Raw genomic sequence first — 23,314 nt, forward strand, 5'->3', positions numbered from 1 at the left:
TATAATTAAATTTTCGGGAGGATATACCTCCCGATTGATTTATGAAGCTATATCTCCGCAATTACAATGCAGAGGCCTGTCGTAGTAACCACAGAAAAAAAAGTATCCATTACCTCCGTCAATTCTATCACTCCATCTACACTCACTTGTTTGTATCGTATTATCAGCAGCTTTTATTGATGTTGAGTAAAACATTGTGAAAACGGAAATACACATTGCTGCAAATCCAAAAATTAATTTTATTTTTTTTTTCATGATAAAAAAAATTTGAAATAATTGTAAATAAATTTGATTTCCCGATATATCATTTCACGGAATAGAAACCGTAGTTTCTTATCATCTATTTTTTTACCTTTGTCACATCACCTCCTTTCTGTATTGGGTGGTACAGCGGGCAGCAAACCAGGTTTACTTTTGCGGGTAAAAGTTTGCCGCCCTTTTTTTGTACCATAATTTAAATACAATTGTCTTTTCAATCTATTAATGTTTCCTTACGTGTTTTAACACAAGCATATATGTCAGGCCAGTAAAACAACAAATTTCCAAAATTTTCATAAACACTTCGAATTGTATCTATCTGGTATTCATTTGAAAAGTCTTTAATTTCCTTAAATTGAACAATTGAATTCCCATTTTGAAGACCAGTATAAAGTGTTTCCATTCTTTGCTCCATAATTTCAGCCCATTGTTTATTAAGATGTTTATATTTAATATATAATTGTGTCACTTTATTTATATTTTTTGTAATCAAACTGGAATTTACCAGCCTTAAATATTCATTTAAATCATTGTCTGATCTTTGTGAAATATCTCTGAGGTATACACCAAGAGCTCTTAATCCTTCCTCAACCGTACTGGCCCTGTTAGTGAACTCATCAATGGAGAATCTTAGCATATCGGGTACCCGAACCAAAGTTGAAGTTAAATCTGAAGAATCAACAGGTCTTTCTTCTGGGGGGATATGTGAAATTGCGTAAGGCAAGTGGCCTATATAAGCGTTATTAAAGCATTTATTTAAAACAGATGCAAAAATTCCATCAGAATTTCTGAAATTTGGGTGAAAAGGTGGAAGTAGTTCGGTGTTGTCAAATCCTATATTCATACCCAATAAAAAATTTGGAACTCCAACTGTTAATGATTTATGAGATTGAAGCACTGTGCGGCTATACATTTTAGAGCGAAATTTTTCAGAATCTGAAATCAATGGAATAAGTTTGTGACCCGGAAAGAAAATTTTTGAAATGGGTGATCCTGCTCCTGAATCACCAGCTACTCCCAGCATTGTAATCCGAACCCTCTTTTCAGCGTTTAAGTTATCAAGGGTAAATTTTGGTGTAATACCGGTTAAGCTAATCTGTTGTTTATATTTTCCGGTTAAATTACCAACTGAAAAACCAAGCAACTTTTGATGAATATGAACTGGATTATTATGGTCAAATACAACTTTATCTTTTAATTCACTTTGATTCGCAAAAAATTCCGTAGACACATCGGAAGATGAAGCATCAGAGGTAATTGTCAATTTTTCATCGTCTCCATTTTTAGAGATTTGACAAAAGATATCATCATCAGTTAAAAGAGAAAATTTACCTGTGGTAAATAACAGAAAAGCGTTACGGTTAGCTCCTGTCCGGTGATTTATACCGTTCAGTCCCATTAATCCATACTCCACAACATGTTTAGGTACTTTATTTTCTAATTTTTTGCTAAGATTTATTAAAAATTCTTTTCGTTCATTTTCCCCGACTAATTTTATTTGGATTTGATACTTTTTATTTAGAAATTCTATATTCCGCTTATTTTTATTATAGTTTTCTACCGTTGAATCATCGAATACAATAAAGTTGTATTTTTGAGTTGTTTCATTTAAGCTTTCAATAAAACTTTCAACACTTTTTTTAATAGAATCAGGCCGGTCACGGGTTATCCATCCTAAAGTGTCGATGTTGTGAGAAACATTTTCAGAATGATTATTTGATAATTTATTTAGAAATTCTGACTGACTTATGAGAAGGCCTAATTTCCACAGTTCTTTAATTGATAATAGAGCCTTATGAAAATTAGTTAACCTACAATCTTCAATATATGCAGCATGGTCATATAAGGTCTTAAATTCATTAATACAATCTAAAATATTTGAGGTACTATTTGGTATTACACAATGGTTGTTATTATTGTAATGGTTATATTCAAATACCCTTCCATTAGGAAGTTGCCCCTTTGATGTTAAGATAGAAATATATTTTTCATCCTCTTTTAAATCATCAAAAGGGAAAGCTGAGTAAATGCTTCTTCTTAACCGTTTTTGTATAGAGCCTTTAAAATTCATTCTCAATAACCGTTTGTGGAGTTTGATTTTGCAATTATCTGATTGTCAGATAAGGTATATGCGTTTCAGGAATAAAACCATAATTCAGCAATAATCTATTAATAATTTGTTGGAAAATTGTATTAGATGATCCGATAATATCAACGTCTATGGGATTAGTTTGAGTAATCATTGAGTTTTGTTTTCGTCCGGTTAACAACGCCGGGGTTAAATTTGGTATAAGTTACGTATAAACATGTGCAAAAAAAAGATATTGTAAAACACAAAACTCTGAACCAGAGAGAGAGAGAGAGAGAGGAAAAGAAGGAAAAAAAAGGAAGCATGTTATATAACAAATAAAAACAGGGTTACCTTTTTGATATCTCATGTACTAACATAAATCATAAACCCGCAACCGGAATTCATTATATTTGCTCCCACCGAAAAATAATAACAACATAATATCATGAAAAAAATTTCACTAGCAGGATTAATTTTATTTGTTTTCATCCTGGCAAATTACCGGATTTCAAATGGCTGCACTAATTTTTTAATCACAAAAGGAGCCTCGGTAACGGGTTCAACAATGATAACTTACGCCGCTGATTCACACACTTTGTACGGCGAATTGTATTTCCAACCGGCACAGGACCACCCGGCAGGCGCAATGCGCGACATTTATGAATGGGATACCGGAAAATTCCTGGGACAAATACCACAGCCCGCACACACCTACAGTGTTATCGGAAACATGAATGAATTCCAGTTGGCTATTGGCGAAACCACCTTTGGCGGACGAAGTGAATTAAGTAGTCAGACCGGAGCAATTATGGACTACGGAAGTTTGATTTATGTAACATTGCAACGTGCCAAAACGGCGCGCGAAGCCATTGAAGTGATGACAAATCTTGTGGATGAATTTGGATACTACAGTTCAGGTGAATCATTTTCGATTGCAGATCCGGAAGAAGTTTGGATTTTGGAATTAATCGGGAAAGGAGAAGGTGAAAAAGGTGCTGTGTGGGTGGCGGTGAAAGTTCCCGAAGGATACATAAGCGGACATGCCAACCAGGCACGTATTACAACTTTTCCGTTGAGCGACAAAGAAAACTGTGTATATTCTGATGATGTTATCTCCTTTGCACGTGAAAAAGGATGGTATAACGGAACCAACAAAGATTTTAGCTTTTCAGATGTGTATGCTCCGGTTGATTTTGGGGCGGCACGTTTTTGTGATGCACGTGTATGGGCAGGTTTTAATAAGGTAGCAAAAGGAATGGAACAATACGTCGGCTATGCCAAAGGACTAATAGAACACGGCGAAAACAATTTTGCATCCAACCGATTGCCGTTGTGGGTAAAACCGGAAAAAAAGCTTTCGGTTCAGGATGTGATGGAAATGATGCGTGACCATTTTGAAGGAACCGAACTGGATATGACACAAGACATTGGCGCCGGCCCTTATCAACTTCCTTATCGTTGGAGAGGTTTAACATGGGAAGTTGACTCAACCGAATATTGTAACGAAAGAGCAATATCAACCCAACAAACCGGCTTTTCGTTTGTAGCCGAATGCAGAGACTGGCTCCCCGACCCCGTTGGCGGAATACTCTGGTTTGGAGTTGATGATGCATACAGTACTTGTTATGTTCCCATGTATTGTGGAATTACTGAAATCCCGGAATGTTTTGCTGTCGGAAACGGCGATATGCTAACTTACAGCGAAACATCAGCATTTTGGGCATTTAACTGGGTATCTAACTTTGCCTATTTGCGTTATAGCGATATGATTACAGATGTACAAAAAGTTCAAAATCAACTGGAAAATAAGTTTGTTTCGTTTGTCCCTGCTATCGATAAAGCCGCTACGGATTTATTCCATTCGGAAGGAGAAACTCAGGCAAGAAAATTTATAACAGAGTATTCGGTAAATGAAGCAAACAATATGACACAACGTTGGAAAGAACTCGGCCAATACCTCCTGGTAAAATATATGGATGGAAACATAAAACGCGAAAAAGACGGAAAGTTTGAACGCACCGAAACCGGATTGCCACCGGGACCTCTGCATCCCGGCTATCCTGAATGGTGGTACAAAGCAATTGTAAACAGCACAGGAGAGCATTTTAAAGTGATCGGTGGTGCCGGACATTAATACGATTTATTCTGTAAATCAATAAACTAATTTGTATATTGATGTTCAAAACTATTTGGAGAACAGATTTTTTTATTATTTTTGCGCCGGTTTTAAGCAATCTCTTTTCTGTCAGCGGACGGAATACATTGCCAACATTAATAAAATTTATCAGAAATGGATTTAATCAAAGTAATTGAAAACGAATTTGCTGTTGAAAACGAAATACCAAAATTTGGTGCAGGTGATACAGTAACAGTGAGTTACAAAATTAGAGAGGGGAACAAAGAGAGGATTCAGAATTTCCGTGGTGTTGTGATCCAGTTACGTGGATCTGGTTCCACCAAAACCTTTACTGTTCGTAAAATGTCAGGAAACATTGGTGTTGAACGTATTTTCCCGGTTTACTCTCCTTTTATCGATAGTATTGAAGTAAACAAACACGGTAATGTACGTAGAAAAAGAATATTTTATCTGCGTGAACGTACAGGTAAAAAAGCCCGTATCAAAGAAAAAAGATTCTAAAAAAGTCAGTTTTATATGTAAAGGTCTCTGCAAAGAGGCCTTTTTTTGTGCCCTTTGGCGGACACCTCCGAACCTTTTTGTAATAAATTCCTTATTATTTTTACTTATTATTATTGAAAATTATCTGAATACATTATTTCTAAAATTGACATCTCATGAAGCGTTTATACATTCTTGTCTTTATCTGCACAACTTTGGTTTTAAATGGATTTACACAAGGTACGCAATTGTTGCGGCAACCAACAATCTCGGAGAACAGTATTGTTTTTGTTTATGCCAATGATATTTGGAAAGCACCAATCGACGGAGGTGATGCAATTCGCTTAACGACAAATGAAGGAGAAGAATCTTTTCCTCATTTTTCGCCTGATGAAAAATGGATTGCTTTTACAGGGGAATACGGCGGGAATACCGATGTTTATGTTATTCCGGCCGAAGGTGGTTCTCCCCAACGATTAACGTGGCATCCCGGCGGCGACTATGTACAGGGATGGACTCCGGAAGGAGAAATAGTTTTTCGCTCATCAAGAGAAAGTCATCCGACTCAAACCAACAAACTGTATAAAGTTCCGTTAACAGGGGGATTACCTGTAGCACTCGAAATTCCAAGAGCTGCTTATGGAGAGATCTCGCCGGATGGGAAATATATCGCCTATGTTCCTATAACATTTTGGGACCCGGAATGGAGAAACTACCGTGGCGGACAAGCTATGCCCGTTTGGATTGTAAACAGAGAGACAAAAGAACTGATACGCACAGCGCAGCCTACCAAAGAAAGACATCTCGACCCGGTTTGGTTTGACGATGAAGTATTTTATCTCTCTGAAAGAGATTATGCCAGCAATATCTGGTCTTTTAATCCCGAAACAAAAGAGGAAAAACAATACACCTTCCATCAACAGTTTGATGTAAAAAGCATGGATGCCGGGAAAAACCAGATTGTTTACGAACAGGGTGGTTACCTGCATCTTCTGAATTCAAAAACAGGTGAAACCAGAAAACTGGAAATTCACGTCAGCGGCGACATGAATTTTGCGCGTGAACGGTGGGAAAATGTAAGCGGAAACAGTCTTGGTAATCCCAACATTTCACCAAATGGAAAACGCGCTATTTTTGAATACCGCGGTGAAATATTTACCGTTCCAAAAGAAAACGGCTCATGGCGAAATATAACCAACACCCCCGGTGTAGCTGATCGTTACCCGGCATGGTCACCCAAAGGAGATAAAATTGCCTGGTTCTCGGATGAAAGCGGGGAATATCAGTTGGTAGTTTCCGATCAGTTTGGGCAAAACCAGAAAAGTTACGAATTAAAAAACCCCACGTTCTTTTTCAGGCCTGATTGGTCACCCGATGGGAAAAAAATTGCTTACACCGACACCGATTACAACATCTGGTTTATTGATTTGGAAACGAAATACATTACACTTGTGGCAACAGATGTATTTGCGCACCCCAATCGCGAAATGAACCCGGTTTGGTCGCCCGACAGCAAATGGATTGCCTACTCAAGCCAATTAAACAGCAGCTTTAAAGCAATTTTTGTATATAATACGGAAAACCCGCAAACCCTTCAACTTACCGATGGAATGGCTGACGTTGTTTCTCCTGCCTGGGATCAGAGTGGAAAATACATGTACATTCTGGCAAGCACAAACTACGGATTAAATACCGGATGGCTCGACATGAGTTCTTACGACCCGCAGGTTACACGTTCGCTTTATTGTATTGTTCTTTCCAAAGATGAAAAATCGCCCCTTCTTCCCAAAAGCGATGATGAAGAGACACAAAAAGAAACGGAGAAGAAAACACACGTTGCAGAAAAAGAAAAAGGAAAGAAAAAAAATGAAGAACCAACAGAGGAGGAGAAAGAATCCAAAGATGTGGTAATTGATCTCGACGGCATAGAAAACAGAATTATCGCCCTTAATATGCCGGAACGTAACTACCCCGGATTACTTGCGGGACCTGAAAATACCGTTTTGGTTGCGGAGTCAGTTCCGAACCAGAGAGGACTTACAATCCAAAAATTTGATTTAAAAGAACAAAAAGCAGAAGAATTTTTAAGCGGGATTCAAAATATTGTAAGTTCTTCTGACGCGAAAAATATTTTATATAACAAAGGTGGCTCGTGGTTTATTGCCGGTAGTGCATCTGCGCCAAAAAATGACGCTGGCAGGCTAAATACTTCACTAAAAATAAAAATTGATCCACAGCAGGAGTACCATCAAATCTTTAAAGAAGCCTGGCGTTACATGCGCGATTTTCTTTATGTTGACAATGTACACGGTGCCCCCTGGGATAAAATCTACGAATGGTATTCGCCGTGGATTAACGATGTACGGCATCGCACTGATTTGAATTATGTTGTTGATATTTTAAGCGGAGAAGTTTCTATTGGTCACTCCTACGTAAGCGGAGGAGATATGCCCGATATCAACGAGGTTCCTGTAGGCTTGCTGGGCTGCGATTTTACCGAAGAAAACGGATACTATAAAATTTCAAAAATATATACCGGTGAAAACTGGAATCCAAATACTAAAGCTCCTTTAACTATGCCCGGAATGGAAGTACATGAGGGCGATTATTTACTCGCTGTTAATGGAAAAGAACTAAAAGCACCTGTAAATCCTTACAGTTTATTTGAGCAAACTGCCGGCAGAACTACTACAATAACTGTAAATTCATCTCCTTCTCCGGAGAATGCAAAAAAAGTTACCGTAGAGCCTGTCTCAAATGAAAGACAGTTAAGAACCATGCACTGGGTAGAAAGTAACCGAAAAAAAGTAGATGAACTTTCAGGTGGGAAGTTGGCCTATGTTTACCTTCCTAACACCGGACAAGGTGGCTTTACTTTTTTCAACCGTTACTATTTTGCACAACAGGATAAAAAAGGAGTGGTGCTCGACGAACGAAACAACGGAGGCGGTTCTGCAGCAGATTATATGATCGATGTTCTGGATCGTACATTGCTGGGATATTTCAACAGCAAAGCAAACAATCATCGACCGTGGACTACACCAATGGCCGGAATTTGGGGGCCAAAGGTTATGCTGATAAACGAACGTGCCGGTTCCGGCGGCGATCTGCTTCCGTACATGTTTAAATTCAAAAACCTTGGGCCGCTTGTTGGCACCAGAACATGGGGAGGGCTGGTTGGCACCTGGGATACGCCTCGTTTTATCGATGGCGGACGTATGGTAGCTCCGCGTGGCGGATTTTTTGATGTAGACGGGAACTGGGCTGTTGAAGGCGAAGGAGTTGAACCCGACATTGAGGTTATTCAGGAACCCAAACTGGTGCTGCAGGGTAAAGATCCGCAACTGGAAAAAGCAGTTCAGGTTGCGCTCGATTTGCTGAAGGATAACGAATTTCAACTAAAACCGGAACCTCCCGCGCCTGTTCGATGGAAACGACCACAGGGATTTGAATTAAAATAAAACAATTCTGTACCTTTTACCTGAGAAGTATCATTTCTGAAATTGCAGCTTAAATAATTTAAGACTGTTAAATTGATTTTGCAGCTGGAAATAATAATCTGAACTCGGTTCCTTTTTCCGGTTCACTTATAATCGAAAGATTACCTTTATTTCTTTCTGTAAAATCTTTTATCAGAATTAAGCCAAGACCTGTGCCTTGTTCTCTCCGGGTACCGGGAGTGGATGTTATTTTTTTCGACCGGAACAGATTCTCAATGATTTCACTTTTCATTCCGATGCCGGTATCTTTTATCCTTAATTCTATCTGATTTTTGTTTTTTATTGTGGAAATAACTATTAATCCCTTGTCTGGTGTAAATTTAACCGCGTTGTTTAAAATGTTATTAATAGCTACAGTAATTGTAAATTCATCTGCATAAATGTTCGTCTCTTCCGAAATATTATTCAGAATCGTAATCTGTTTTTGTTTTGCAACTCCCGAATAAGAATTAACACTGTTGTCTATAATCGAGTTTACAGAGAGAATCTCCGGATATAATTCTATTTTCCCGCTTTGCGAACGCGACCAGGTCAATAAATTTTCAAGTAAGTCGTATATAACTTTTGACGATTTATTTAATTCCCGGATAATCCTCTGTCGTTTTTCCTCATCAAAATCTTTATAATTCTCGACCAATAAATCAGTAAATCCAAGAATAACATTAAAAGGATTTTTTAGGTCGTGGGCTATAATAGAAAAATATTTGTCCTTGGTTTGATTTGATTCTTCCAGTTCTTCATTGAGCTTATCAATTGCCTCAATTCTGGCTTTTAACTCCCTGACCATATCATTGAACGAATCGGCCAGTAGTTGCAACTCTCCCTTTGTATCCAGGTTCACCTCAACTTCCAGATTACCCAGCCCAATCTCCCGCGTTCCTGAAATAAGCTTATACAATGGTTTTGAAATCGATTTTGAAATATAAGAACCAATAGCCAACGACAATAAAATGCTTAATATAGTAAGGTAAATTCCTAATCTAATGGTTTTTCTTACTTTCAAATTAAGCTGATTAATTGCCCAGGCAACTTCTTCTTCAACATCCACAACAAGTACTGATATTAAATCCTGCAATATCCTGGAAACCGGCTCTACATCGTATTCAAAATAATCTTCAGCAGCGTCTGTCTCGTTATTGTCCAACAAATCCAAAATTTCATTTACTCCCGCAACAAAATCAAAAGTTAATACATATAGGGAATCAATAATTGCAAGTTCTTCCATTTCGCCGGCCAATTCATCTTCATCTTCAGAAAGGAGATAACCTGTATTTGTAGCATCATGTAAAATCTTTAACGACGACTGTAAATCAGAAATATATGTTTTGACCTCTTCCTCCGCATAGGCTATTTCATGGGGTCTTTTATCACTTTCTATTTCAAGAAATAATTCTCTTAAATTCGATTTTATCCGTTGTGTAACATAAGCCACTTTATTGGATTGGGTTAACTCAATCCGCTTTGAACTTTCCAAATCATCAACCCGACTAATAATCTCAATGTTATTCATCAAAGCGCTAACATCAACAACTATCATAATGATAATTACCGAAATAAAGCCCAATATTATTCTTTCCCAAATCTTCATATTTAATGCTTAATATTCTTCAAAAATCAGCTTAGTCATTTTCTTCCATGAGGTTGAACTCAAACGTTACCATGGCTAAAACTAAATATTTATCCGATTCTTTATTTAATCCGATGGAAGTACCGAATCCTGTTTCCCAGCCTCCCGGCAAATTTAAAATAATTCCGGGTGTAAGATAGAGTTGATTCTCATTCCCGTTTTCCCATGGATTGCCAATACTGGTTAATTCTAAGTCAAAAATTACGTTTTTCAGCGGCACAAACAAACCTCCACTTAAAAACAATTTGTTTCCTTCCTCTTCATCATTTTCTGCTTTGTTTGTAGAAAAACTGAACCCTGCCTGTGTAAAAATCTGGATGTTATTTAATGAGGGAAGATCAATTGCAAACAACGAGTAAGGCATATATTCATACCGACCTTCACTAATTCCCTTCTCCTCGCTGCTCAACGGTATTTCCAACTCAAAACCAAGCGCTGCATGAAAATTAGTTTTGCCAACGTTCATAAAACTGTACTGTGTATCAAATTCAATATCTCCAATCCCGCTAACAGATGTGTTATTTCCGTCAAAATTATTTTGAAAAGAGCTCCAGCTAAATCCAAGCTGCCAATTGTCAGTTATACCATATTCAGCAAGGACAGGAAAGTTAATATAGTTTAAATCCTCTGTGTTCCCAATTTCAGGATTTAGAGTAAGCTGAACTTCACCTTTTTCCTGCGGATATACCAATTCCGTTTGGAAAACATCCTGCAATGGCTGGTTATAAGTTTTCCTTGTGTCATCCTGAGCAATTACACCATTTGAATAAAACAGCAAAACGTTAAGCAAAATAAAAAGAAATAGATGCAGTCTCATTATAGATTTGTAAATCAAGAATTGCCAACACGAAATATAGAAATAAATTAGTAACAAAGAGAATCTTCCAACGGAATTAATTTTTGAAAATGCAGACTTTAACTCTTTAAAGATTGAAATTGAATATATCAAAAGAAACTTTACTGCATTCTTTTGCACTGTATGGGTATAAATAATAACGCAAAATAAAAGGTGACTTAGCGGAAGCCAGATTCAGATCAACTTATAGTTTATGCTAAAACTTATTTTTAACAGACAAAGCCATATATAAAATCAAAAAAACACGTACCGCATTTGAGGACTTTGTATATCCATTGAATCTCCTTTTTATTGGGGTACTATGTTTCTCCTTCGTTCATTAACAAAGAAACTTTAGGCTGCAATGCGATTTGTTGCCGTAATTTTTAACAGACGCTCTATAGAGATTAGATAAAAGGTTTGAACAAATTAATATCAAAAACACCCTTTTTTCATCTGCCCTACCCGACAAAACAATTCATTTATTCAGGAATAAAAGTATTTTATTAAAAAGCATTAAAACTATTGGCTTTCTGCTCTATTGTTGAATTTTAAGCAATTTAATTATCAAAAAATAAGCTTCATCTAATTTTCCTGTTTAACTCTTCCGGGCTCCCGACGGTTTTCCCCGTGATTACCGGTTAAATCATCTCCCAAATCGAGGCGGGCCTCTTCAGCAATTTTTTCAAGCATTTTCACAATTTCGGGATTCGATTCGCTAACATCATACCGTTCTCCCGGATCGCGGCGCAAATCATACAATCCTCCTTCAAACGAAAAATTGTTGTTCAGTGGCCCGGGGCTTCCATCGTTACCCGGTTGAAAACCTTCGTAAGTTCTGCCGGGGTGAGGAAAAACAAGTTTCCATGAACCGTGACGAACAGCTTCCAGACTGTTCTTCCGGTAATAATATAAAAAGGTTTCGCGAGGATTTGCCTCGAAATTACCCTTCAGGAGAGGCAACAAATTTACTCCGTCAATTTTGTTTTTGGGCAGAGGAGCATCTGCAATGGCTGCCAGTGTGGGCAAAATGTCGATACCTGAAACCAGATTGTTACAAACCACTCCTTCCGGAATCACTCCTTTCCACATCATTAAACAGGGTACACGTTGGCCTCCTTCGTAAGATGTGCCTTTGCCTTCGCGCAATCCGCCGGTGGTGCCCGCGTGGTTTCCGTAATTCAGCCACGGGCCGTTATCGGAGGTAAAAATAACCAGTGTATTTTTATCCAGTCCGGTTGCTTCCAGTGTTTTTATAATTTCCCCGATGCCCCAGTCTATTTCCATCATAACATCGCCGTACATTCCCTGTTTCGATTTTCCTTTAAATCTTTCAGAAGCATAAAGCGGAACATGTGGCAAAGGATTAGGCCAGTATACAAAAAATGGCTTGTCTTGGTTACGTTGTATAAAATCAATCGTTTTTTGTGCAAAATCAGCGGTGAAATGCGCTACATCTTCCGGTTTGACATCCGGATTAACGATTGTCTCATTTTCATAAAGCGGCAGATTGGGATAGGTGCCGGTGGGATGAAGCGGCCACATATCGTGTGAATAGGGGATTCCGTAAAATTCATCAAAACCGTGCTTTGTTGGAAGAAACTGCTTTTGATAGCCCAAATGCCATTTGCCAAAAATAGCGGTAGCATATCCTTTCTTTTTCAACACCTGGGCTATAGTTTCCTCATCGTCCGAAATTCCGGTGGTTGATCGGTGGCTCAACGCCCCGGTAATTCCGATCCGGTTGGGATAGCAACCTGTAAGCAGACCTGCACGTGACGCACTGCATACCGCCTGGGGCGAATAATAATGGGAGAAAAACATTCCGTGGCTGGCAATTTTATCCAGATTGGGTGTACTGTAATCCGTAGCTCCGGTAAGAGTCAAATCGCCATAACCCATGTCGTCGAGGTAAATTAATACGATATTCGGAGGATTGTTATCCTTCTCTTTTGATGAACGAAAACCGTTAAGCGACAGAACAAAAAAAAGCAGAAATAATATCTTAAAATTCATTTTATTCGTTTTTTAAAATACACCACGTATTAAATTTTGATTGATCACTCCAGGTGTTTCCAGCAGAGGAAAAATCACAAAAATTAATAATTTGTCCGTCGCCTAAGTTTAATTCAAAGGCTTTCCACATACCGGGAGATGTTTTCACCGGATTTATTTTGATGGTTTGAGCATTTTCGGGAATAGAAACCGGAGCAAAAATATCACCCTCTGTAATCCTGACATCCCTTGACAATGCCAGCGGCCCATAAAAAAATGTAACTGCCGGTTGTTGGGGTAACGCCTCTTTTTCAGGAAGACTCTTTATGTGCTCATACCTTTGGTTCATTTCTTCTGAGCTACCTTTTTTAAATGCTATGTTTGCCCATTCTTTGTTATAAAAATCAACAGGATAAAAAAGAGTGTTGGCTTTTGACATATCAAATGTTTCATACCGCACAGGTAACTTAAATTCAATTTTGATTACGTCACCATTTTCCCATTCCCTGTGAATCGATAACCAATTGTTCTTTTCTTCACCGGTTCGTTTGGCACCATTTACTTCTACAATCGTGTTACTACTCCATTGGGGCATACGGATGTAAAAATCAAATTTTTCCGGTTTATCAATTGAAATTGTTGCCCGAACAGATGAAGTACTCAAAAAATCACCATCCAATTTAACCGTAACTTTATTTCCTGAAGGCAGGTTTATGTCACCTTCTCCGTCATTAAACAGCCCTAAATAAATGTCACTACCCTTTGAAATTAGTGTTGCTTCGGCCGCCTGGAAAAGTCCCCTCGGGAGATTATCAGTGCAACATTGATGGTGTTCCAAAAAATGATTCATAGCAGGAATATGCACATGGGACATTCGTAAGCGTCTCAGGCCCCAGTCTCCTTCCTGATTAAAGGCACATAACAGCGAATTGTACAGAGTTCGTTCAATCTCTTCCAAATACCTGGTATCTGCTGTCAATGTATATAATTCAAATGATAATCTATTCCAATAAACCGCATCACATACTTCTGAAACAGTATTAATTAATCCAGCAGACCCAACATACTTATCATTAAAACTAACACTACCGACCGGTGTGCGTTCCCACGCAACCAATGCTGAATGTATATTTTTAGCGGCATCCAGATACTGCTGTTTTTCTGTTACTTTATAAAGTTCAACCAGCCCTTCAACACACGAAGTAAATTCGTACCCTTTTGCCCATTTATATGGGGCAGTTTCTGCAAACCAGACATGAACGGGCTCTCCTCCTAATCCTTTATTCAAAATATCAGGTAACTTTTCAGGATGTTCACTCCATTGTAAAACTATATATTCTGCATAATCCAAATATTTTTTCTCTCCGGTTGCATTATAAAGTTTCACAACAGGATAGAGAATAGAGCTGCTTGGCATGCCATAGAAGTTGCCGGTTTTTACAATATCTTCTGCTCCCGGTCCTACTTCTGAAATCAGTTGATCGGTAAACTTCCCGGCTATATTCAAAATGGAATCGTCTTCCAAAAGCTGCCATGCTTCCACCAGTCCCCAAAGCGTATATTTTCTGCTCCACACATTCCAGTTATTTCCTTCCAGAAAATCGGAATGAGAATAAGTTCCTATATAGCCATTTTCATCCTGATATTTACTTAAGCCTTTTACAGCTTCAGCGATACGCTCTTTTAAATCATCGGAGTGGTAATACTTTGCAGCAGCAATGACCGATAAAAGATACTTTCCCCAGAACTCCCCTCGCCATTCCCCACGAGTTGGATAATTTTTATCATCTTCCCGGAGCAAAAAGGCCTCTTCTGTTTCCGGATAGATTGTATCCCATTTTTTTTCATCCAGAATCCGCTGTTCAGATATCCTATCTATGTACTCTCCGATATGGCCTTTAAATTGCCAATGCCCGGAGATCATTTCCAAATCCTTGTCTGCTTTCTCCTGCGTATCTTTTTTTTGACAACTATTAAAAGTTATTAATAAAAACACGAGTAAGGAGAGATAGATCTTTCCAGTCCAATTTATTTTTTTCATTCTAATACTTTTTCAGGTTGAATTAATGTTTTGCTATCCTGTCCGGGTGTGTTCCCCATTCATATCGTTTTTGTTTATTAAAATTGGGATTGGGTGACGGCAATTCTGCCCCGATATCCTGCTGCCATTCTTTTAATATGTGGATCATTTCATCCAATTTCCCGGGTTCTGTTGATGCACAATTATTGGCTTCCTGTATGTCTTTTCTCAGGTTAAATAATTCATAATGATTATCCACCAGATTCTGAATAAGTTTCCAATCCCCCTTTCGAACGGCATTTGCCGGCTCGTCATGATGATAAACCGGATAATGCCAGAAAATTGCACGCTCTGAATCGTTGTTTTTCCCCAATAATACAGAAACAAGGCTTTTGCCGTCAAAAACCTGGTCGTCAGGTAATTTTCTGCCTGCCAATTCTACAAGTGTAGGGAAAAAATCAACACTGCTTACAATGCCATCGGAAACCATCCCCTTTTTTATTTTTGCGGGCCATTTTACAATTAGCGGAACTCTGATTCCCCCTTCATACAGCGTGCCTTTCTCTCCTCTCAATGGTTTGTTTGAAGAAGCGACATATAACAATGAATCATTTTTATACATGCTGGCTTTACTGTCTGCCAATAACGGGATACTGTCATATCGTTTATTGAGTCCCCCATTATCTGAAAAGAAAACAACAATTGTATTTTCCGACAATTTCAATTCTTCCAGTTTTTTCGTAATTCTGCCAACACTTTGATCCAGGTGTTCTATCATAGCAGCATAAACCGCGTTACACGGATATCCTTCAATTTTGGTTTTTACCCGGTATTTGTCAATTAACTCCTGATCTGCATCCAACTGGACATGGACATCAAAATGAGCCAGGAACAGAAAAAAAGGTTCTTTCTGATGTTTCCTGATAAATTCTTCGCCAAAATCAACCAACAATTCAGACAATCGCCTATTCGTTCCCTCTGCACGAGGAGGTGTGAATTTTACATTATAATACCCCTGTCCCACATTAGACTCATCAAAACCCTGGTTTAGCGGGTGATATTCGGATTTATTTCCCAAATGCCATTTCCCGAAATAACCAGTTGCATATCCGGCTGATTTCATTGCTTCTCCAATCGTTGTTATTTCCGAAGGTAAATATTGATTGCGGTTTTTCGGAACAATAACTTTCTCGTAAGGACGCCAGTGTCCCGGAATGAAGTCGGTTATTCCCACTCTTGCCGGATATTGACCGGACATAATACTTGCTCTCGTTGGCGAACAAACAGGACATGCAGCGTAGGCATTTGGAAAATATATTCCATCTTTTGCAAGCTGTGCAATAGCAGGAGCCTCGTTGAACTTGTTTCCATATACAGGCAAATCAGCCCAGCCCAGATCATCGGCTAAAATAAATACAATATTGGGTTTTACTTGTTTTTCCCGAGTGCTGCAAGTTGAGCCCACAGTTTTAAAAACCAATAAAATACTTAAAATTAAAATTATATTTTTTTTCACTTTTCCCTTAAATTTTATTGATGAGTCGTATTTTTCACCTACCTGCGAACACCTTGTATTTTTTAGCTAAAAAGCGATAGATAAGGATTAATCATTCTCACCTTTCCGGCTGATCTGTTTTATCATTTATTACCTTCTTTACCGCGTCCAGATACCCATACCCATTTAACATATCGGGAAGCAAATAACTGCCTTCAACCCACTCATTCCAGGCATTGATGGTAATTATTTGGGGTTGTTCCGGGCGACTATCAAGATATTCTTTTGCTTTTGTCAGAAGAGCCGCAAAACTCTCAGGCGTATTATGATAGTGAACCACATCTTTTATTCCTTTGGCAGGAAAACGCGGTGTGTCGTCCCAGCCAACAGAAACGCAGGGAAATACCGGTACGTTTAACAAAGAGTCCATTTGTGTCCTTATTTTTAACGAATTTGAACCATATATCAGGTAATCTTCGTTTCTTCCTCCCATGTTGTACATTGCCACACTGTTGAATCCCATTTCATTTACTCTTTCCGAAAACTTTGTAGCCGCTTCTTTTGACATGATTGAACCACCTCCCTGGTTCCACTGTATATGCAACCCCGGAAATCCGGCTTTCACTACTTCCTTTCGGAAATAATCCAGTGCTTTCCGGGCCTCTTCTATATTTCCGCCAAACCCTTCCAGCAGATTACCTATACTAAATATAGAAAACACCGGTTTCTCATCGATTTTAAAATAATTGGGCTGCTTGAAATACTGATTTATTACCCTGTCAACAATAATTTTGAAGTTGGCCCAGTCAACGGCTCCATCCCAAAGCAGAGAGGTATCGTCTTTAAATTTGTGCACATTCCAATAGTTTCGTTTTACATCGTGGTTGGCCCACATGATATAAAACTGCATTTTCGAGTTGTTTTTTGCTTTTAGAAAACCATCATTAAGAGCACTTTCCAGAAAGGGCCCCCCGTCAAACCAGTACCAGTCATAAATAAAAACATTAACACCGTGTTCGACAGCAAGGTCAATCCATTTTTCCACCACTTTAGGATTATTATCCATTTCGTATCCCCATAACGGCTGTCGGGGCTGATAATGCCCATCAAAACGGGGATTTCCTTTTTTTATAACTTCCCATTCGCCAACTCCCTCCGGCCACAACATATTCCCGAAACGTTCATCATGATGGCATGATGGCCACACATATGCTGCCACATTATAGTTTTTCAAAGGGGTAACAGCTGTTTGATATTTTTCCTCAACAGGGTTAAAAGAGAGAAAGTTCAGAAGATAAACAAGTAAATATAAATGTACACTCATTTTTTTGTTTGTTTTATTATTATCACTAGTTGCCGCGTTATTTTATTTGGTGTAAAATTAATGGTGCTCCGCTTCCTGTATACCAAAGGAGCACCATTCTTTTTACTATTTACCATCCGGGATTTTGCTCCAAATTAGGATTTAAAGTAATTTCATCCTGCGGAATAGAATAAAGATAATCCTGACTCTCCCTAAATTGATAGCCATTGGGTAATTGAGTAGAAAGATAATCTATAAGTCCATTTTCATCAAGTGTTGGATAAAAATCCGGAAACTCCTCTGAATTAAAAGGATAGCCTTTTAATCTCTTTCCTTTGAAAAGGGAATGAGCGGCCCATCTCATAAAATCCATTTCCCGAAATCCTTCAAGAGCTAACTCAACCCTTCTTTCCCTTCGAATCTCATAAAGCTCGTCAGAAACAGAATATCCATAGTCAACAGGACTATAATCCGATTCTTTAGGATTGACTGCAAAGTCAGGCATTCCTGCTCTTTCACGTAATAAATTAAGTTGGGCATACGCGATCGTATTGTCAAGTTCGTATTTAGCTTCGGCATAATTTAACAGTACTTCACCATATCTAAAATAAATATGTCCTGTTTCACTTCTACCTTCCGACATTTTCCCTGCTGCCGGTGATTCCGGATTTGACGATTTTTTGATTTGAAATCCTGTTACAACAAGTTCCAAAGCTCCTCCGTTTACATTTGGCATGGAAAAAACAATATTGTCAGAAACTGAAGCCATTACATCTCCGGGAATCCAGATTGAGGACTTTAAACGGGGATCACAATCCTCTGCGATTTTAGTTAAAAAATCATTCCCTTTGTTTGTTTTACTATGTTCGATATAATCATACGGTTCGCCATTTTTTCCCAGATACGAAGAAATTAATTCCATCGTTGCACTGCTTCCCGTGGGAGATTTTACCAGCCGGTACTGGGAACTGTTTGACATTCCTTCGTCCGCATTATAAGCTTTATAAAACAAAACTTCATTAACGTCAGACATGTTATCAAATCCAAACATTTTGTAATAGTCTTCGGAGGGTTTTCCGGTATTATAAACACCTACTGAATAACTTCCATCCATTAATTCTTCTGCCGCATCAACACAGGCCTGAAAATATTTATCAGGATTTGCTCCGGATGTACCGAATGGCGTATTGGCATGATATTTTTGCCATGTTCCTTCGTACAAAGCAACCCTTGTTTTTAAAGCAAGTGAGGCCTCTTTATTGATTCTGTTGTTTCCGGCTTCCTCTCTGGTATTCAGATATAAAAGCGCTTTATCTAAATCTACCAATATTGAATCAGCGATCAATGTTCTGGGCTCTCTTGGTTTCATCAATTCATCTTCATCATCAAGTTGCAACGCTTTTGAATACCATGGCAAGTCTCCATATTTCTGTAATAAGTCAAAATAATACCAGGCCCTGAAAAAATAGGCCTCACCCAAAAAATGTTTATATTCATCAAATTCACTCTCACATTTTCCGTAATTTTCGAGAAAAATATTTACATTCCTCAAATTACTCCATTCATTCTTCCAGTTTCCTGTTCTTAATGTTCTCTCTCCATTCAAAATAGTATTTGGAGATGAAGTTAACATATTGTCTGAATTCATATCCGCATCAACTATTATTGATGATGGAAGAGTCGGATAAAACTGCAACATATAGTTTTCCAAATCTGTTGATGTTTTCCAGTAATCATCCATACTGATCTGGTCTAAGGGTTGCAGGTCAATAAAATTTTCACAGGAACTAATTAACAACACTGTGGCAACAGCCAATATGATTTGGGTATATTTTAAATTTTTCATAAGAATTATTTTAAGGTTTAATATGTAATGGTTAAGCCTAATGAGAAAATCCTGTCGGCACCATAAGTTAAACGGCCTTCTCCCTGCGTTCCCTGAAAGCTTCCACCTCTCGGATAACCCACCGGGGCAACTGGATCGATTCCATTTGGCAAATCACTGAATGTCAACAGGTTTTCGCCGGAGAAATACACTCTCATTTTTTGTAAATGCAATTTTGAAATAATGTTATCAGGCAGCGTATAACCTATTTGAATATTCTGTAATCTCACCCAGGATGCATTCTGTAAATAACGTGTATTCGGGTAAATCTTATTCTTATTGTTTTCTGATGCATTTAAATAGGGTCTTGGCCAATATGCATCCGTATTTATATTTGCTTCACCTTCATAAAGACCGCTGTATTTTGTTCCCGCTTCGTCTCTAAAATAGTCGAGATGATGAGATTGTAACTGTGTTTCCCACCATCCATTCATAAATCCCCAAAAAATATTTGAACCACTTGAAAAATAAATATCTTTTTTTGCCACACCTTTCCATAACATGGAGAAATCAAAACCTTTAAATTCCATTCCTGCCATAATTCCGTATTGCCAATGTGGTTCTGAATTTCCAATGATCGATAAGTCTCCATGGTCACTCTTCGTGTTTTTCCCATTATTAACGTATCCATCATTATTTGTGTCTTCATACTTTATATCTCCAGTATTCCAATTGCTTGCAATATGCGACAGATCGGTTGTTTCCAGGTAGGCATCCAGGTCTTCCTGTGTCCTGAATAAATCATTCGATGTGTAGCCCCATATTTCTCCCAATTCCTGTCCTTCATACCAGGTAGACAGTGTTCCGGTAGGATTAAAATATTTGGTGACAACTGATTTATAATCATACAAGTTGAAATTGACGAAATAAGATAATCCGTTATCAAGGTTATCCTTCCAGCTGAGCGTTAATTCCCATCCTCTTGTTCGGAGTGAAGAGTTATTATCCTGAGGGACACTTGCCCCCAAAACACCGGGTTTTGCTTCTGATGCGCCCACCATATCTGTTGTGAGTCTTTCATACAAATCAAAATCAGTTTGTAATCTGTTATCCAGAAATGAAATATTCATACCAACATTTTTTGTTGTAGCTGTTTCCCATGTAAGGTTTCTGTTTACAATTCCAGGTGCCTGAGTAAATCCCACGGGTCTGGTTTCTCCATAATTAAAAACCCAGGCCAACTGGTCGGTATTAATCGTAACCAATTCGAGATCGCTGTAAGGAGAAACATTTTGATTCCCCAATTGCCCCCAGGAACCCCTGATTTTTAATGTGGTTATGAGTTGTTCGGGGACATTCCAAAATGTTTCATTATGAATATTCCAACCAGCCGAGAAAGAAGGAAAAAATCCCCATCTGTTGTCTTCTCTAAAAACATATGAACCATCATATCTGACATTCGATTCCAACAAATATTTTCCTTTATAATTATAACTCAAACGTGAAAAATATCCTTCTGTCGCCATGTGTGACAAACTTTCGGAGAGAACAGGGCTGCCGGTTGCTGTTTGCAGGGAGGAGACATCTTCAACGATCAAATTTGTTTTATACCCTTGCATCCAACCGTATTTTCCCTTTTCAAACTGCATCCCTGCCAAAAAGTTAAAGTGATGGGAATCTTTAATTGAAAACTCATAAGAAGAATAAATATTTGTTGTCCAATATTTATTGTCAGTATGCGTTCGTTCAATACTGTTCGGAGCACTTTTACCAAGTACTGATGTTGTTTTATCGACGTTGTAAATAAGGACATTTTTATCGATACTGGTGTAAATTCCTGAATAAGAATTGTAAGCAAAATCAACATTTATTTTCCACCCTTTTAACGGACGAAATTCCATTTTAAAATTGTTCCAGTTGTCAATTTCTTCATTTGTATCAGATCCTCCTTGTTCAATCATCGGAATGGCAGATGTATGGGTGTAATTTCCCCATCCGTCATACATTGGAGAAATAGGATAGACGATTGATGATATCATACCAAAAAGGAAAGAATAGTCACCATATTTTGTCATACTTGGTTTCTCTCTGTCTTTTTTTGCTACACGTGTCTCCCAGGAAAAATCCCACCAATCGGCTATTGCCAGATTAACTTTTCCCATTAGGTTGATTCTGTCAAAAGTATCTGTTCCATAATTCAGTACGCCTTCCTGGCTCAAATACCCGGCAGAAAAATAATAAGACGCATTTTTCGAACCTCCGTGAAAGGAAAGATCATGTTTGTGGTTGATACTGTGTCCATAAAAAATGTCCCACCAATTATTGTTTGCGTAACTTAAATTGGCATGATCCCATGTATTACCATTCGGATAAGCGCCAAAAATTGTGGCCCCCTCAGGCCAGTTCGGAATCGATTGTTCTATATAATCCCAATCTTCATTTTGATAAGCAATAATCCTTTCAATAGTCTCATTACTAAACGGGCTTCCTCCACGATTAGCTCCTGCTTCGTTAAGTGCCCTGACCCATGTATATGAATCTAACGGCTGAGGCAAAGGTTGAGGTGTATTAAGAGAAACATTAGCAGAATAGGTAACACTTAGCTTTTTATCCTTTTCTCCTTTTTTTGTGGTAACCAGAATCACTCCGTAAGGAGCCCTTGCCCCATATATCGCCGAGGCCGCTGCATCCTTTAGTACAGATATCGATTCAATATCTTCAGGATTCAGGTTATTAATATCTCCTGGAATGCCGTCGATTAATATATAGGGTTCCCCTCCATTTAGAGAGCCGGTTCCCCGAATTGAAATATCCATTGTCGCCCCGGGTTGAAATCCTTCCTGGTTATTGATTTCGAAATTCATACCGGGTGAAATTCCTTGTAATAACTGTGAAACTGTGGGGGCCTGGCGATTGGTCAACTTTTCACTTGTTACAACGTCAACAGCACCTGTCATATTTACCTTTTTCTGCGTTCCGTAGCCAATGGCCACAACTTCCTCAATTCCAATTGCATCCGCTTCCATCCTGACATTAATGGTTGTTTGTCCCTCGGCCAAAATTTCCTGAGTTTTCATACCAACAAATGAAAACTGAAGAGTAACATTAGTTGTAATACCTGACAATGAATACTCTCCGTCCGCACTGGTTACCGTTCCTTGTGTTGTTCCCTTTACGACTACAGTTACACCAGGCAGCGGCTGCCCCTCAGAATCAATAACTCTCCCTGAAACTGTTTTTTGTTGTTGAGTTGTTTGTTCGTTGTTTGTTTTCTTTGGAGAAAGAATTATCTGCCGGCCCATTATTTCATACTTTATATTGGCTACATTCTCTATTTCCTCCAGAATTTCGGTTATTTTTTTATTTTGAAAATCTCCATTTATTCTCTGTTCAACATCAATTTTACCAGTATAAAAAAAGCGGAACTCGCTTTGATTCTCAATCTTTACTAAAAAATCTTCCAGCCGTAAATTGTCTGCAGAAAGTGTAAGCTTTGTTGTTTGAGAATAACTTTCTGAAGCAAACACTCCGATGAACGAGATTAAAATCAATAAAAATGTTAGTTTCATAATTCTTAACATTTTGAATACGCACGGACTAAGCCCATGGATACTTCGTTTTTTTTCCATAATTTTGAATTAGTTTGAATAAGTACTAAGATTATTTATCAACTACTTTTGAAGAAGCGGAAAGTGCCATTTTCTGCTTCTTTATTTTTCCTGAGCAGTAAAAACAGGTCGATTGGTTTATTTCATATACATCAATATT

At 38.3% G+C, this 23,314-nt stretch carries 13 protein-coding genes; 3 read left to right on the plus strand and 10 right to left on the minus strand.

The features are described 5' to 3' along the window. Positions 1-39 precede the first annotated feature (39 nt). Both GM418_RS30990 and GM418_RS30995 read right to left on the minus strand, forming a co-directional pair. Entirely contained in the window at positions 40-255 is a 216-nt protein-coding gene (locus tag GM418_RS30990) for a hypothetical protein (protein WP_158872218.1), read from the minus strand. A 217-nt stretch (positions 256-472) separates the two neighbouring features. Then, positions 473-2,329, minus strand: coding sequence for a hypothetical protein (locus GM418_RS30995; RefSeq protein ID WP_158872220.1), 1,857 nt, complete (start codon positions 2,327-2,329; stop codon positions 473-475). A gap of 445 nt (positions 2,330-2,774) precedes the next feature. On the opposite strand from GM418_RS30995, the gene GM418_RS31000 reads away from it, so the two are divergent. From GM418_RS31000 to GM418_RS31010, 3 genes are all read left to right on the plus strand, one after another. After that, complete coding sequence (locus GM418_RS31000; RefSeq protein ID WP_158872222.1) at positions 2,775-4,463, plus strand: dipeptidase; 1,689 nt, start codon at positions 2,775-2,777, stop codon at positions 4,461-4,463. A 156-nt stretch (positions 4,464-4,619) separates the two neighbouring features. Further along, positions 4,620-4,967, plus strand: coding sequence for a 50S ribosomal protein L19 (gene rplS, locus GM418_RS31005; RefSeq protein WP_158872224.1), 348 nt, complete (start codon positions 4,620-4,622; stop codon positions 4,965-4,967). A gap of 155 nt (positions 4,968-5,122) precedes the next feature. Then, positions 5,123-8,407, plus strand: coding sequence for a S41 family peptidase (locus GM418_RS31010; RefSeq protein WP_158872226.1), 3,285 nt, complete (start codon positions 5,123-5,125; stop codon positions 8,405-8,407). Between the two features lie 67 nt (positions 8,408-8,474). On the opposite strand, the gene GM418_RS31015 is transcribed toward GM418_RS31010, so the two are convergent. The 8 genes from GM418_RS31015 to GM418_RS31050 form a co-directional block, all read right to left on the minus strand. Further along, a complete protein-coding gene (locus GM418_RS31015) occupies positions 8,475-10,034 on the minus strand; it encodes a HAMP domain-containing sensor histidine kinase (protein ID WP_158872228.1) in 1,560 nt (519 codons plus the stop codon). A 31-nt stretch (positions 10,035-10,065) separates the two neighbouring features. Beyond that, on the minus strand, positions 10,066-10,890 hold the full coding sequence (locus GM418_RS31020; protein ID WP_158872230.1) for a transporter: 825 nt from the start codon (positions 10,888-10,890) through the stop codon (positions 10,066-10,068). Positions 10,891-11,493: 603 nt separating this feature from the next. Beyond that, positions 11,494-12,924 (minus strand): sulfatase family protein, encoded by a 1,431-nt coding sequence (locus GM418_RS31025; RefSeq protein WP_158872232.1) that lies wholly within the window; start codon positions 12,922-12,924, stop codon positions 11,494-11,496. Position 12,925: 1 nt separating this feature from the next. Next, positions 12,926-14,944 carry a beta-L-arabinofuranosidase domain-containing protein gene (locus tag GM418_RS31030; protein WP_158872234.1) on the minus strand — a complete coding sequence of 673 codons (2,019 nt, stop codon included), beginning with the start codon at positions 14,942-14,944 and terminating at the stop codon, positions 12,926-12,928. A 22-nt stretch (positions 14,945-14,966) separates the two neighbouring features. Continuing rightward, positions 14,967-16,439, minus strand: coding sequence for a sulfatase (locus tag GM418_RS31035; RefSeq protein WP_158872236.1), 1,473 nt, complete (start codon positions 16,437-16,439; stop codon positions 14,967-14,969). Between the two features lie 97 nt (positions 16,440-16,536). Continuing rightward, positions 16,537-17,742, minus strand: a complete 1,206-nt coding sequence (locus GM418_RS31040) for a glycosyltransferase WbsX family protein (RefSeq protein ID WP_158872238.1) — start codon at positions 17,740-17,742, stop codon at positions 16,537-16,539. A 109-nt stretch (positions 17,743-17,851) separates the two neighbouring features. Further along, complete coding sequence (locus GM418_RS31045; protein WP_158872240.1) at positions 17,852-19,567, minus strand: RagB/SusD family nutrient uptake outer membrane protein; 1,716 nt, start codon at positions 19,565-19,567, stop codon at positions 17,852-17,854. Positions 19,568-19,584: 17 nt separating this feature from the next. After that, positions 19,585-23,115 carry a SusC/RagA family TonB-linked outer membrane protein gene (locus tag GM418_RS31050; protein ID WP_158872242.1) on the minus strand — a complete coding sequence of 1,177 codons (3,531 nt, stop codon included), beginning with the start codon at positions 23,113-23,115 and terminating at the stop codon, positions 19,585-19,587. Positions 23,116-23,314 lie beyond the last annotated feature (199 nt).

Origin of the sequence: Maribellus comscasis (genome assembly GCF_009762775.1) — a bacterium.
In the GTDB taxonomy this organism is placed as follows: Bacteria; Bacteroidota; Bacteroidia; order Bacteroidales; family Prolixibacteraceae; genus Draconibacterium; species Draconibacterium comscasis.

Bases quoted from the DNA above. Each gene is read 5' to 3' on its own strand.
- GM418_RS30990 (WP_158872218.1), bottom strand. From the start codon at position 255: ATGAAAAAAAAAATAAAATTAATTTTTGGATTTGCAGCAATGTGTATT.
- GM418_RS30995 (WP_158872220.1), bottom strand. From the start codon at position 2,329: ATGAATTTTAAAGGCTCTATACAAAAACGGTTAAGAAGAAGCATTTAC.
- GM418_RS31000 (WP_158872222.1), top strand. From the start codon at position 2,775: ATGAAAAAAATTTCACTAGCAGGATTAATTTTATTTGTTTTCATCCTG.
- rplS (WP_158872224.1), top strand. From the start codon at position 4,620: ATGGATTTAATCAAAGTAATTGAAAACGAATTTGCTGTTGAAAACGAA.
- GM418_RS31010 (WP_158872226.1), top strand. From the start codon at position 5,123: ATGAAGCGTTTATACATTCTTGTCTTTATCTGCACAACTTTGGTTTTA.
- GM418_RS31015 (WP_158872228.1), bottom strand. From the start codon at position 10,034: ATGAAGATTTGGGAAAGAATAATATTGGGCTTTATTTCGGTAATTATC.
- GM418_RS31020 (WP_158872230.1), bottom strand. From the start codon at position 10,890: ATGAGACTGCATCTATTTCTTTTTATTTTGCTTAACGTTTTGCTGTTT.
- GM418_RS31025 (WP_158872232.1), bottom strand. From the start codon at position 12,924: ATGAATTTTAAGATATTATTTCTGCTTTTTTTTGTTCTGTCGCTTAAC.
- GM418_RS31030 (WP_158872234.1), bottom strand. From the start codon at position 14,944: ATGAAAAAAATAAATTGGACTGGAAAGATCTATCTCTCCTTACTCGTG.
- GM418_RS31040 (WP_158872238.1), bottom strand. From the start codon at position 17,742: ATGAGTGTACATTTATATTTACTTGTTTATCTTCTGAACTTTCTCTCT.
- GM418_RS31045 (WP_158872240.1), bottom strand. From the start codon at position 19,567: ATGAAAAATTTAAAATATACCCAAATCATATTGGCTGTTGCCACAGTG.
- GM418_RS31050 (WP_158872242.1), bottom strand. From the start codon at position 23,115: ATGAAACTAACATTTTTATTGATTTTAATCTCGTTCATCGGAGTGTTT.